General features: G+C 28.6%; 14 protein-coding genes and 1 tRNA gene. 9 read left to right on the forward strand and 6 right to left on the reverse strand.

The features are described from left to right. The first annotated feature begins 79 nt into the window (after positions 1–79). From obgE to rplA, 5 genes are all read left to right on the forward strand, one after another. On the forward strand, positions 80–1,345 hold the full coding sequence (gene obgE / locus VBM90_RS00805; protein ID WP_257088887.1) for a GTPase ObgE: 1,266 nt from the start codon (positions 80–82) through the stop codon (positions 1,343–1,345). 68 nt (positions 1,346–1,413) lie between these two features. Then, complete coding sequence (gene tpiA / locus VBM90_RS00810) at positions 1,414–2,151, forward strand: triose-phosphate isomerase (RefSeq protein WP_323176508.1); 738 nt, start codon at positions 1,414–1,416, stop codon at positions 2,149–2,151. Positions 2,152–2,153: 2 nt separating this feature from the next. Further along, positions 2,154–3,179: a hypothetical protein gene (locus VBM90_RS00815; protein WP_323176509.1), complete on the forward strand. Its 1,026-nt coding sequence runs from the start codon at positions 2,154–2,156 to the stop codon at positions 3,177–3,179. 164 nt (positions 3,180–3,343) lie between these two features. Beyond that, positions 3,344–3,934 (forward strand): 50S ribosomal protein L11, encoded by a 591-nt coding sequence (gene rplK, locus VBM90_RS00820; protein WP_323176510.1) that lies wholly within the window; start codon positions 3,344–3,346, stop codon positions 3,932–3,934. A gap of 2 nt (positions 3,935–3,936) precedes the next feature. Further along, on the forward strand, positions 3,937–4,632 hold the full coding sequence (gene rplA / locus VBM90_RS00825; RefSeq protein ID WP_257088879.1) for a 50S ribosomal protein L1: 696 nt from the start codon (positions 3,937–3,939) through the stop codon (positions 4,630–4,632). A 104-nt stretch (positions 4,633–4,736) separates the two neighbouring features. Here rplA and VBM90_RS00830 read toward each other — a convergent pair whose 3' ends face one another. From VBM90_RS00830 to VBM90_RS00840, 3 genes are read right to left on the reverse strand one after another with little or no spacing between them, the layout of a single operon-like run. Beyond that, a complete protein-coding gene (locus tag VBM90_RS00830; protein ID WP_323176511.1) occupies positions 4,737–5,150 on the reverse strand; it encodes a hypothetical protein in 414 nt (137 codons plus the stop codon). Next, the gene (locus VBM90_RS00835) at positions 5,131–5,637 is read right to left on the reverse strand and encodes a hypothetical protein (protein WP_323176512.1); all 507 of its coding nucleotides are present in this window, start codon (positions 5,635–5,637) and stop codon (positions 5,131–5,133) included. Before VBM90_RS00835 ends, VBM90_RS00830 begins: the two co-directional genes overlap by 20 nt. Continuing rightward, positions 5,637–6,119 carry a hypothetical protein gene (locus tag VBM90_RS00840; RefSeq protein WP_323176513.1) on the reverse strand — a complete coding sequence of 161 codons (483 nt, stop codon included), beginning with the start codon at positions 6,117–6,119 and terminating at the stop codon, positions 5,637–5,639. Before VBM90_RS00840 ends, VBM90_RS00835 begins: the two co-directional genes overlap by 1 nt. A gap of 66 nt (positions 6,120–6,185) precedes the next feature. Here VBM90_RS00840 and VBM90_RS00845 point away from each other — a divergent pair, with 66 nt between their 5' ends. Next, positions 6,186–7,055, forward strand: a complete 870-nt coding sequence (locus tag VBM90_RS00845) for an HAD family hydrolase (protein ID WP_257088871.1) — start codon at positions 6,186–6,188, stop codon at positions 7,053–7,055. An 86-nt stretch (positions 7,056–7,141) separates the two neighbouring features. Here VBM90_RS00845 and rpsT read toward each other — a convergent pair whose 3' ends face one another. Together rpsT and VBM90_RS00855 are read right to left on the reverse strand one after the other, a co-directional pair. After that, positions 7,142–7,402 (reverse strand): 30S ribosomal protein S20, encoded by a 261-nt coding sequence (rpsT, locus tag VBM90_RS00850; RefSeq protein WP_257088867.1) that lies wholly within the window; start codon positions 7,400–7,402, stop codon positions 7,142–7,144. 55 nt (positions 7,403–7,457) lie between these two features. Beyond that, positions 7,458–9,242: a hypothetical protein gene (locus VBM90_RS00855; RefSeq protein WP_323176514.1), complete on the reverse strand. Its 1,785-nt coding sequence runs from the start codon at positions 9,240–9,242 to the stop codon at positions 7,458–7,460. A gap of 137 nt (positions 9,243–9,379) precedes the next feature. On the opposite strand from VBM90_RS00855, the gene VBM90_RS00860 reads away from it, so the two are divergent. Then, positions 9,380–10,897 carry a phospholipase D-like domain-containing protein gene (locus VBM90_RS00860; protein ID WP_323176515.1) on the forward strand — a complete coding sequence of 506 codons (1,518 nt, stop codon included), beginning with the start codon at positions 9,380–9,382 and terminating at the stop codon, positions 10,895–10,897. A gap of 106 nt (positions 10,898–11,003) precedes the next feature. Beyond that, the gene (locus VBM90_RS00865; RefSeq protein ID WP_257088861.1) at positions 11,004–11,267 is read left to right on the forward strand and encodes an HPr family phosphocarrier protein; all 264 of its coding nucleotides are present in this window, start codon (positions 11,004–11,006) and stop codon (positions 11,265–11,267) included. An 89-nt stretch (positions 11,268–11,356) separates the two neighbouring features. On the opposite strand, the gene VBM90_RS00870 is transcribed toward VBM90_RS00865, so the two are convergent. Further along, positions 11,357–11,441 (reverse strand) — tRNA-Leu (locus VBM90_RS00870). Between the two features lie 106 nt (positions 11,442–11,547). Between VBM90_RS00870 and VBM90_RS00875 the strand changes: the two genes are divergently transcribed. After that, entirely contained in the window at positions 11,548–12,627 is a 1,080-nt protein-coding gene (locus VBM90_RS00875) for a M42 family metallopeptidase (RefSeq protein ID WP_323176516.1), read from the forward strand. Positions 12,628–12,666: the final 39 nt, after the last annotated feature.

Here is a 12,666-nt window from a genome sequence, read left to right on the forward strand (position 1 = left end):
AAATGCATTTGCATAACTTAATTATATTTTTAGAATATAATTACATTAATTTAAATTAATTGCCATAAAGGAGGAAAATATGGCTAAATTTATAGATGAAGTTTATGTATCAATTCAAGCTGGACGCGGAGGGAATGGTATGGTTTCATTCCGAAGAGAAGCACACGTTGATAAAGGTGGTCCAGACGGTGGAGATGGAGGAAGAGGAGGAAATGTTTACTTTGTAGGTGACTTAGGTAAAAATACTCTTTTAACTTTCTACCAAAACAAACGTATTGTTGCAAAAGATGGAGTTAAAGGTGGTCCTAAAAACCTTTATGGAGCCAATGCAGAAGACACATACGTTAAGGTACCTGTTGGGACATTGGTTTACGATGGTAAACGTTTAGTTGCTGATATTATTGAACCACATAAGCCATATTTAATAGCTTCTGGTGGTAAAGGTGGTAGAGGTAACACTAAATTCAAAACAGCTAAAAATACAGCTCCAAGAATTTCTGAAAATGGATTACCTGGAGAAAAATTTGAAGCACACATTGTGTTAAAAATTCTTTCAGATGTTGGTGTTGTAGGTAAGCCATCAGCAGGAAAATCAACATTCTTAAATGCTGTTTCAAATGCAAAAGCTAAAGTTGCTGAATACGAATTCACAACTCTTGTGCCACAATTAGGAATGGTTAAATATTTTGATGATTCATTTACAGTTGCTGACTTACCTGGATTAATCAAAGGCGCTGCATTAGGTAAAGGTTTAGGAATTCAATTCTTAAAACACATTGAACGTTGTAGAGTTATAGCTCACATTATTGACTTTGGTTCAGAAGAAAAAAATCCGGTTGAAGATTATGAAGTTATTAACAATGAACTTAAGTCATACAATTTAAAATTAGAGCAAAAGCCACAATTAGTAATTGCTAATAAAGAAGATTTACCAGCTTTTAAAGCACACTTAAAAGAATTCAAAGCTAAATATCCGGATGTTGAAGTTGTTTCAATTTCTGCAATCAAACGTGAAAACTTAGAAGAAGTTAAAGCTAAATTATGAGACTTAATTATCAATAACAAAGCTCAACCAATTGAAGAAAAAGAAGAAGAGGAAAAAGTTATTGAGTATGAACCTGATTTTGTTGTGACAAATCCATATCACGGATACTATGAAGTTTCAGGTAAAAAAGTTGAAGAATTATACAACCGTATTCCAATCAATACATTTGACAACCTTGTTAGATTTAACAATATCTTAAAGAAAATGGGTGTTTGAGAAGAGTTAATTAGAAAAGGTGTTAAATATGGTGACACTGTTTCTATTTACGGTTTCCAATTTGAATGAACAGATGAAGAGTAATCAATAATTTAATTATTGATTTCTTTTTATTTTCTTTAAATAAAATAAAATAAATAAAAGAGGTAAATATGAAAGATTTTTTAATAATCGGAAACTGAAAAATGAATAAAACTTATACTCAAACATTGAGTTATTTAGATGATTTAGTTTTATCGCTCAAAGAATTAAACATTCCTAAAAGCATTAAAGTCGGAATTGCAGCGCCTTATCCAAGCTTACCTGCATTCACAAGTGCTATAAGTAAATTTGTACTACCAGTTGCTCAAAATATGTCTATTCATCAATTCGGTGCATTTACAGGCGAAGTTAGTGCTCTTATGCTGAATGATTTAAACGTTAGATACGTTATTTTAGGACACAACGAAAGAAGATTACATCACTTTGAAACTAATGAAAGAGTTAATGTTAAGGCAAAAATTGCTATTGAACACGGAATCACACCTTTAATTTGCGTTGGTGAAAGTTTAGAAGATTATCAAAACAATAAAACTAAAGAAATCATTAAGCAACAAGTTTTAGAAACAACTAAAGGTCTTGATTTAGATAAATTCATCATTGCTTATGAGCCGATTTGAGCCACAGGAACAGGTCATTCAGCTACTCCTGAATTTGCAAATGAAATTTGTGGCTTCATTTCGCAATTGCTAGATAACAAAGTTATTGTTCAATATGGAGGAAGTGTTACAAGTCAAAATATTGAACAATTGTGTGCACAACCAAATATAAATGGATTTTTAGTTGGTAAGGCATCATTGCAATTAGATAACTTTGTCGAAGTAATCAAGCACGCTTTAAAGACTAGGTAAAAATGAATAAGAAAATAGAAATATACATTGACTTCGAAGCAATAGATAGAAGACATGCTCTTATTTATGATGAATTAAAGACATCGAAGTTTCATTCAATTCCGTTTGCATACACAATTGGAAAATATCAAAATAATGATAAAAACCAAGAAATGCAAATAAAAACAAATGTTATTAACTTTAGAAATTACGATAAAAAAGAATATTTCAAAAAATTCAGAATTAAATTGTTAGCTGATATAGCTAAATTAAATGGAATCAAGGTTAAAGATTTAACTGTTAATAATATCAATGAGAAGTTTGTGTTTTATGGCTGAAATCCCGTTTTAGAAAATACAATCATAAAAATGGTTTTAGGCAACGAAACAATTTGTCATAATGCAAATATTTTTAAGGATAAATTTACATCTAAACAAGAAATTTCATTAAAGTGAATGTCTAAAGGTTACGAAGATAAAAGCTACTTTAAAAATACAATAGAAATTCTTAAGAAAAAATCAATTCGCAAGATTACTGATGAGTCAGATCCTGGATTAATTGCCTCTTTAGCTGGTTTCGCTCTTTTTGAAGCACAATATAAGAAAAAGAATAAGAATTTTCTTAATAATGCAGAAGTCACAACAATATTAAATGAATTAAGAATTTATAATTCAGATGATATTCGCAGAATTGATTTCATTTACAAAAATTCAAAAACTCTTAATCATAGGATAAAAGCTAAAAATGTAATAACAACTGAATTAAAATCAGTTGATAAAAAAAGAATGCAGACACTCAATAAAATTAATTTATTTAGTCAAATTGATAACATTGTAATACTTGATAAAATTTCTAAATCAATTGCAAATGGGGACTTATTAGAAATTCTTAAGAAAAACTTAAGATGACTTGAGAAAGCAATTGAATTAGTTAATGAAGCAGAATTTAATGGAGAAAACATTAAAAAATATTTAGAACGTCTATCAGATGATTATGAAAATCTTTCTAAAAAAACACAGAATCTAAGAGATAAAATTAAAAACATTTAAACCATACACACAGCGCTAAAAGTCTAAAAATCAATCACATTAAAATCATTATCAAAAATGATTTTTTTTATTATAATAAAAAAGCAATATACACAATATTGCCAATTAATGTGGGAGATATAAAAAATATCGTTTGACCACCATATCGAAAGGATACAGAGTTTATGGCAAAAAAAGAAATTCAACGTATTGCTAAGTTGCAATTCCCTGCTGGTAAAGCTAAACCAGGTCCAGCTCTTGCTGGAGTTGGTGTTAACATGCCAGAATTTACAAAAGCTTTTAACGATGCTACAAGAGATAGAGGGGACGAACCAGTTCCAGTACAAATTACAGTTTACAAAGACAAATCATTCGAATTCAAATTATTCACAGCTCCTGCTTCATACAAAATTAAGCAAGCTGCAAAAATTCAATCAGGTGCTTCAAACGCTAAAACAACAATCGTTGCTACAATCTCAAAAGACCAATTAAGAGAAATCGCTGAATACAAATTACCTGACTTAAACACAGATGATGTTTACGCTGCTATGGCTACAATTGCTGGTACAGCTAAACAGATGGGTGTTTTAGTTGAAGGATACGACGACATTTTTAAAGCTAAAAAAGAAGCTGCTGCTGCAGCTAAAGCAGAAGCAAAAGCTGAAGCTAGAGAAGCTGAATTAAACAAAGAAGCTGAAGAACTTGTTGCAACAAAAGGTGAAAGAATCGAAGTTAACGTTATTTCACACGAACACAACGAAGAAGGGGCAGAATAATTATGGCTAAAAGAGTTTCTAAAAATTTAAAAGCTGCTAGAGCTGCATTTGACAGAACAGTTGCTTACGATTTAGCTGAAGCTATTGAGCTTGCTAAAAAAACTTCTTACGCAAAATTTGATGCTTCAATCGATTTAGCTTTCAACTTAAACTTAGACGTTCGTAAAGCAGACCAACAATTACGTGGAGCTGTATTACTTCCAAACGGAACAGGTAAATCAATCAGAGTTTTAGTAGCTACAAACAATGTTGAAAAACAAAAAGCTGCACAAGAAGCTGGTGCAGATATTGTTGTTGATGCACAAGCATTAGAACAAAGAATTAAAGAAGATCAATTTGATTTCGATGTTATGGTAGCTGACCCAGCTATGATGCCTTTATTAGGAAAATATGGTAAAAAATTAGGGCCTAAAGGTCTTATGCCAAACCCTAAAACAGGTACAGTTACTCCAACACCTGAAAAAGCTGTTGAAGAACTTAAAAAAGGTAAAGCTAACTACCGTACAGACAAAGCTGGTATTGTACACTCATTAATCGGAAAAGCAAGTATGTCAACTGAAGCATTAGTAGAAAATGCACAAACATTAATCTCATTAATTAAAAGATTAAAACCTGCAGCTGTTAAAGGAACATATATGTTAAACTTAACAGTTTCAGCATCAATGGGACCAAGTGTTAAAATTAAAATTGAAAAATAGTTAATTTATAAGTCATAGGGCAACCTATGATTTTTTTTATTACTATGTGCAAGGCAAATAAAAAAATGAATGAAACTTTTTTAATTCAGTTTCATTCATCCATTTTATTCAATAATTTGTTTAATAACTTCGATATCATTATCAGTTATTTGAGTTTGCTCTTTAAACTCTTTTAAGAATTCAACATTTCTTGAAATCTTATCTTTATATTCGTTTGTCTTGTTTGTTATAGCCAAGAAGCTTTGAATTGATACAAGCATTGTTATGATAACAGAGAATAAAGCAATCGCAACAAATAAGTCCATTGTTTTATCAGGCAAGATATTAAATCTAATTGAATATAAGTTTAGAACAATAATTGAAGCAGATAAGAAAATAGAAATAACGTTTAATAATGTAAATAAAGTTTTACTTGTAATGTATTTAAAATAAACTCTATTTTTGACCTTATCAATATCATTAATGTTGTTGATTTGTAATTTATTTTTCTTTTGTTCTTTAGTTTTGTTTTTGTCCATTATTAACCTCTTTTTCAATTTCGCTTGATTTATATCTATCTATTTCTAATATGCTCATTGTTCTTTTAAATAATGTAAAGTTTGCTTCTTTATTATTTAAATCCTTATATATGTGTAATTTAGATTTGTATAAAAGGTGTTCAAGTTGAATTGCTTTAATTTTTGTTTGATAAAAGATTGCTTTTTTATTAATAACAAAGAATGATAATATACCTGAAGTAAAAGTGATTATTGCATTAACAATTGTTAACAAGATAATGTAGTTACTATTTGAGTTTAAAAAACTTGTGTATGGATTAGTAATACCGTCAGGATAATAAGAAGATGCTCCTGCAAGGAATAAAATAGCTATCACACCGTTTAAAAGTGTAAACAAGATTATTGATGTATTTAGAAAATAATATAGAACTGAATACACAATAAGCTTAAGTTTCGTTTCTCTATAAAGCTTGAAATAAGCATTCAATGTAATGTTTTTCTTTTTCATTATTTCTTACCTCCTGATGGTGAGGTAATTTCATCCTGAATAACTTCTAAGATCACTAATTTCTTGAATGATTTAGCTTCAGTGTACATATAGTCAATGAATTTAATTAAGTTTTCTTCTGAAATTAAACCATTAGCATACTTAATTTCAAGATATTCTAAGCTCTCATAAACTTTCTTATATGTTGACATCTTAGTATTGCTGCGATAAATAGCTATTCCAATGTTTAAGAAGAATAGAATAATCATAAACACACAAAGTAAGATAACTGAAATGTATGATGAGTTTTTTTGTAATTCATTATTTCCATTTGTTTGTCCATGTGACACAATGATTGAAAGTGCAATTGCAGCTATGATAATTGATGAAATATTAAGCAGTGCAATTATGATAGAAAAACTGATATCAATAATCTTATAAGTAAGCAGTTTTTTCTTATCATGCTTAAGTCTTTTGTTTAAATATTTAATAATATCTTTCATGAAATATATTTTAATTGAAAATATTATTTTTAGCTATATTTTGATAGTTTAATTTATAATATTCGCATGAATAAATCATTTGCAGTTTTTAGTGATGTGGATGGAACAATTTACGGATTTCCACATAAAAAATTATCAGAAAAAGTAAAAGAACAAGTTTTAGATTTATCATCTAAAAATATTCCATTTGTAATCAACACAGGTAATCCTGTTTTAGAAAAAATCAAACGTTTAGCTAGAGAACTTAATTCAAGATATTTATCTTGTTCAAGTGGTGCGATTATTTATGATATGCAAGAAGAAAAACCATTGCACATTGAAATAATTGATCCTAATGAAGCTAAAAAGGTTTGAGATTTAGCACTCAAAGCCGATGTTACATTATATTATGCAGGTGTTAATCAATTCTACTTATACAATGTTCACGATGATATCTATGAGTTTTTAACATCATTTAATGAATATGATAAGTGAATTACAGATGGAACTATTCCTGCTGATTTACACAGAATTGAAGCTTATGGGACAAAAGAACAATTAGAAAAATTTGTTGATTTATATAATCAATCAGATATTAAATTAGACTTAGTTAATGTAGATTATTTATATATCGAAATGTCTAATCCTGGAGTAAATAAAGGTTCAGGAATGAAATGATTATGTGAAAACATTTTCAACGCTGATTTAGCTGATGTTATGACAATTGGAGATAGTCCAAACGACATTCCGATGTTTAAATTATCAGGATATTCATATGCAATGGATAATTCTGACCAATATACAAAATCATTTGCAAAATATTACACATCAGATGTGCTTCAAGATGGATTAGCTGAAGCTATTGTTGATTATTTATATCGTGGAGATTATGAACTTAAAAGAGCTGTTTCTCAAATGGGAAATATTGCAAAAACAAATAAGAAAATTATGTACTAAAAAACTTTTATAACTTGCACACTATTGTAAAAGTGTAAAAGAGAAACAAAAAAGCGGACATTAGTCCGTTTTTTATGATGTTTAAACTATTTGTTTTTGTTTACAAATTCATCTAAACGTGAACGTTTTCTAGCACCTTTGTTTGGGTGGAAAACACCTTTAGAAACAGCTTTAGCAATTGTTTTGTGAGCAAATGCAACTAATTCAGCAGCTTTTGCATCTTTAGCTAAAACAGCTTCTCTAGCTTTACGTATAGCTGTTTTAACTCTTGATTTCATAGCAGCGTTTTTAACACGAGCTTTTTCCATCTTAGCTATACTTTTAACTTTAGATTTAATGTTAGCCATAAATCCTCCCTTTTTCTAAATGTATGTGAAAAATCTTTTTTATTATACTATATTTTTAGCTTTTGAATTTTTGGTTATATGCAATTCCGATTTTTGAAGATAAGTTGTCATCTACACCATTTATCTTAGTGTGTGTGACTTTTTCGTTTGGATCATTTTCAATTTGATAAATGTATAAGGCACTATTATCTAATTCATTGTCATCTGTAATGAAGTAATTTCTTTTAACTAACTCATATTCAAATCTTGTTGGAGGAGTATAGTTAACAAAGTCGAAGTTATTAAGTTGTAAGTATTTTTTATTCATTATTTTAACAAATTTACTATTAGCAAAATCGATGTGATTTACTATAAACTCAATCTTTTTCTTAAATTCATCTTCATCATTGATATCGACTGCATTTTCAGGATCTTTATTATTTAAATCTTGAATCAACCTTACAAAAACATTTTTAGTTTCTTGAATACTAAATAATTCTTCAACTTTTGCTTTATATGAACTAAGTGTATTGATATCGATTAATGTAGCTTTATAAAGCTCGTGTAGTTGACTCTTGAAATCATTATATTTATTTAGATCTGTATAGTAGTCTCTGAACACTAAATCAATATATTCATCATACATTTTAAGTGAATAATTATTTAGACCTTCCTGAATATCATTTTTAAATTGTTTTGTGAATCTATATAACTCACCCATATTTGAATAAATTGATGAATTTAATGTTTCGTAAAGTTCATTAAGAGTTCCTTGTGATGTGTTTTTAGCAACTACTAATCCATCTATGAGTAAGATGTTTTGTGCAATTTTAAATGATTGTACTGTTCCGTTTTCAACTTCTTCATAGTTGTTATCTGAGAAGTAAGCATCCAGTGCATCACCATTATACATAACAGCTGAATCAGCTTCTGGATACTGTGGATTAATTAATTTATTTAAGATACCTTGACCATCACCATCATATGTGATGTACTTGCTATCATTTGGATTTTTTCCAGTACCTTTTTGAACAAGTGAATAGAAGTTATCGATAAACTTTGTGTAGTTATCTTTAGTAACATCGTTATTTGTGTTTAAGACTACACCGGTAGGTTTAAAGTCATAAAATGAACCATATAACATATTAGCTCTAACAGCATCTGTAATAGTTAAGTTAGAATATCCATTATTAAACAATGTATTTAATTGGTTATATAAACTAAGTGAACCGAACTCTTCAAGGTTTGTTCCATTAGCTTGTAATTTTGTTTTATTTTGGTCTAATAATTCTTTTGTGATTGGTTGTGCACCGTTAGTTTGTTTTTGTTTCTTTGTGTTAAATGCAACTACTGCATCTTGCATAAAGTATGGAACAAAGTATTCTCATAGGTGTCTTGGTTCCTCATATTTTTTACCTGATTGATCTGTTTTTAGATCTTCATCATAACTTGCTAAATGTTCAAACACAATAGGTGTGTAAATAGTTTGCAAGATGTTTTTAAGCAACTCCTTATCAGGTTTGTCTGATAAATTTAGCAACTTTTTAAAATCAATTGGTGCTAATAGGTTTTTTTTGATTAAATTAACTGCTTGGAAATCACTTCCAATTCCAGCAATTGCTTTTGAGTTTACAAGGGCAACTGTGAATTCGTTAATTTCATCAAATGTTTTGTAAGAGAAGTTTTCTTGAATTTTATCCCTATTCTCATCTGAGATATAAGACTTGTAATTAAAGAAGGATGGTTTAAATCTGTTACTCATTTTTACACCGACTAAAGTGAAGGTAAAAATTGAGACTAAAGCAATTATAATAATTGCTGATCAAGCCTTGAGTTTTCTAAGTAAATTCTGCTGTTTCATAAATCCTTTTTGTCTTAATTTTAATTATTTAAAATAATGTTTATTTTATACCAAAACCAGATTTATTTTTGTGATTAAAATATTTTTTAAGTGCTATTTTTTAGGACAAAAAGAATAAAATGATATAAAATTAAATCATGATTACTAAAAATAACTTAAAGTGATTAATTTCATTTATTATTGCATTTTTCATTGTTACATTAACGGTTGTTTTTGTATCGTTTTTAGTGCTTAATATTTATAAAGAAGTTTCATATTTTTTCATCTTCTTGTTCTATGTAATTAATGTCACTTTTGTCTTTGTTATTTACAGTCAAAAGAAGCAACATGAGTCGAAATTTTCTTGAATTTATTTAACGATGTTATTACCAATAATCGGACATGTTATTTTTATCGTTTATGGTTTCCATTGAAAAAATAAAAATGAAATTAAGGTTAATAAAAATCCGATGTACTGTTTAAAACAATATGTTCCATTGTTTATGAAAAATCAAAATCAATTAAGTTATAAAAGTAATAATTTAACAGAGCTTACAAATCTTAATAATAATGTTATCCTACCTGCGAACATTGAATTCTATGAAGAAGGATATAGATTCTATGATCACTTATTTAACGGAATCAATAATGCAAAAAAAACAATTTACATCATTACATACATAATTAAAAAATCAGAAATCTCAGAACACTTCTTAAGCTTACTACTTAAAAAAGCTAATGAAGGTGTAAAAATTAAATGACTTGTTGACGATTTTGGTGCTACGCCATCACAAAAAAGAAAGTTATCTAAATTATCTAAACATCCAAACATTGAGTTTGCCTATATCGGAAAAATTTATTATCCATTTATTAATGCAAGTAGTTTCTCAAGAAACCATGAGAAGTTTATTATTGTAGATAACAAGATGGTTTTCTCAGGTGGGAACAACATTTCAGATGAATATTCATCAATGTCAAAAAAATATGGACACTGAATTGATCTTAACTATAAGATTACAGGTCCATATATAAATACATATATAATTCATTTTATTAAGTTTTGAAAAATAATAACTAATAAAAATATTGAAATTAGAAGTTCATTATTTATTGATACTAGTGATCAAGAATATGAAAATAATTCATTTTTAATTTTAGAATCACCTAATTTTGACTATTCAGAATCAGAATTTTTATGACTAAAATTAATTGCGACTGCTAAAAAGTCAATTCGTATTTGTACACCATACTTTTCAGTTACTAATGCACTTAAAAAACAATTGATTTTAGCATTGAGAAATAATGTGAAAATCACAATTTACTTCCCAGGGTTACCAGATAAGAAGCTGGTTTATAAAATCAGTTTATCTCAACTTGAAGAATTAATTCCATATGGTTTAGAGGTAAAAGTTTATGATGACCATTTTTTACACACTAAAGCAGGGATAGTTGATGACAAAATCGCTTGAGTTGGAACAACTAACTGAGATAGTAGAAGTATGTTTTCACAATATGAAACAATGGATGTTTTTGAAGGAAAATCAGTCCAAAAACTAATTCAGATTTTTGATGAATATGATAAAAAATCTGAAAATATGAAAAAAAACTGTAAAAATAAGAAAAAAAGTAATCTATTTAAGAAATTTGTTTTTGATATAACTAAACCATTGATATAATAAGAGTATATTTTGGTTAGATAAACTACTTTTTTTAATTTTATTTTGTTAAATTTTTAAATAGCATTTTATTAAAATCAATTGCAAAGGAACAAAGGAGAAAACAATGAAAGAATTCACAGCTAAAATTATTGATCCAATTGGTTTACATGCTAGACCAGCAACTTTAATTGTTTCAACAGCTACAAAATTTAAATCAGATTCTAAATTAATTTACAATGGACGTGAAGCTAATTTAAAATCAATTATGAACATTATGGCTTTAGGAATTAAACACGGAGCTGAAATTACAGTTAAAGTGCTCGGAGAAGATGAAGAAGCGGCAGTAAAAGCTATTGAAGCTGCTTTAAAAAATCATGGTTTAATTTAATTGTTCTGAAAATCGCTGCAATAATGGCGATTTTTCTTTTTGCCTTTTGTACAAAAAGAAAATAAAAAAAGACACTTTTTAGTGTCATATGGTGCGCGAGACAGGACTTGAACCTGCATGGGTCGCCCCACTAGAGCCTTAATCTAGCGTGTCTGCCAATTTCACCACTCACGCAAATAGCAAAAATATTATAAAACAAAATTAAAAAAATTTATAAAGATTTATATAATTTAAATTATTTTTTTAATTTAAAGCCATTTTTACAAATTAGAAGGTGTTTATGAACAACGAAGAACAATTTAAAAATCAATTAATTAAATACTTGGAAATCGAAGCTATGTCAAGATATGAAGAACCTGTAGCAGATGAATTAAGAAAAAACATTTCATCAGTTTATCAAATTTCAAGAGATAAATTAGGTTCAATCATTTTCCACAAACCATCTAAAAATTCAGCTGCTCCAAAAGTTATGATCGCAGCGCATATGGATGAAGTAGGTTACATTGTAAGAAGAATTGAAAAATCAGGACAATTACTATTAAGTCCAATTGGTGGAATTTGAGCTTCAACGGTTATTGGGACAAAAGCTAAATTAATCACAGCAAACAAAGAATATTTAGGTGTATTTGGGCACACAAGTATTCACATTATGGAAAATTCTAAAGTTTCAAAAGCTATGACTAATAATGAACTTTATGCTGATTTCGGATTTAAAAACGAACAAGAAGCAATTGATGCAGGAGTAACAATTGGTGATAGAGTTCAAATGAGTGGAGAAACTATTTTATTTGATAATCCTGATTTAATCGGTGGAAAAGCAATGGACAATAGAGCAGGCGTTACTGTTTTAGAATTTATTGCAAATGAAGTTGCTAATTTAGATCTAGATGTTGATTTATATTTAGTTGGAACAGTTCAAGAGGAAGTTGGAACAAGAGGAGCAAGAAGTTCAGTTGCACTTGTTAATCCAGATGTTGCGATTGCACTTGATACAACTTCTTCACACGATACACCAGATGTAATTCCGGGATCAACAGCATTATTTAAAGGTGCTGCTCTCAGAATTAAGGATGGTGGAACATTAATGGATACAAAATTAGTCCAATTCTTTGAAGAAGTTGCTGCTAAATATGAAATCCCAGCTTACAAATTTGTTGCAATGGGTGGTGGAACAGATGCTCATGAACTTCAATTTGCAAAAGGTGGAGCTGCAACTTTAACAATTTCACTTCCACAAAGATACTTACATAGTCCTATTGGTGTTTGTTCAATTTCTGATTTAATAGCTGCTAAAGATTTATTGGTTAACTTTTTAAAAGACTTTAAAAAGTCAAACTATGATAAAATAAAATATATTTAATTTTATTATCTATATTGGTTATTAAAACTCAATTACAAA

Origin of the sequence: Mycoplasma sp. 2704, assembly GCF_034863285.1 — a bacterium.
Lineage (GTDB): Bacteria > Bacillota_I > Bacilli_A > Mycoplasmatales > Metamycoplasmataceae > Mycoplasmopsis.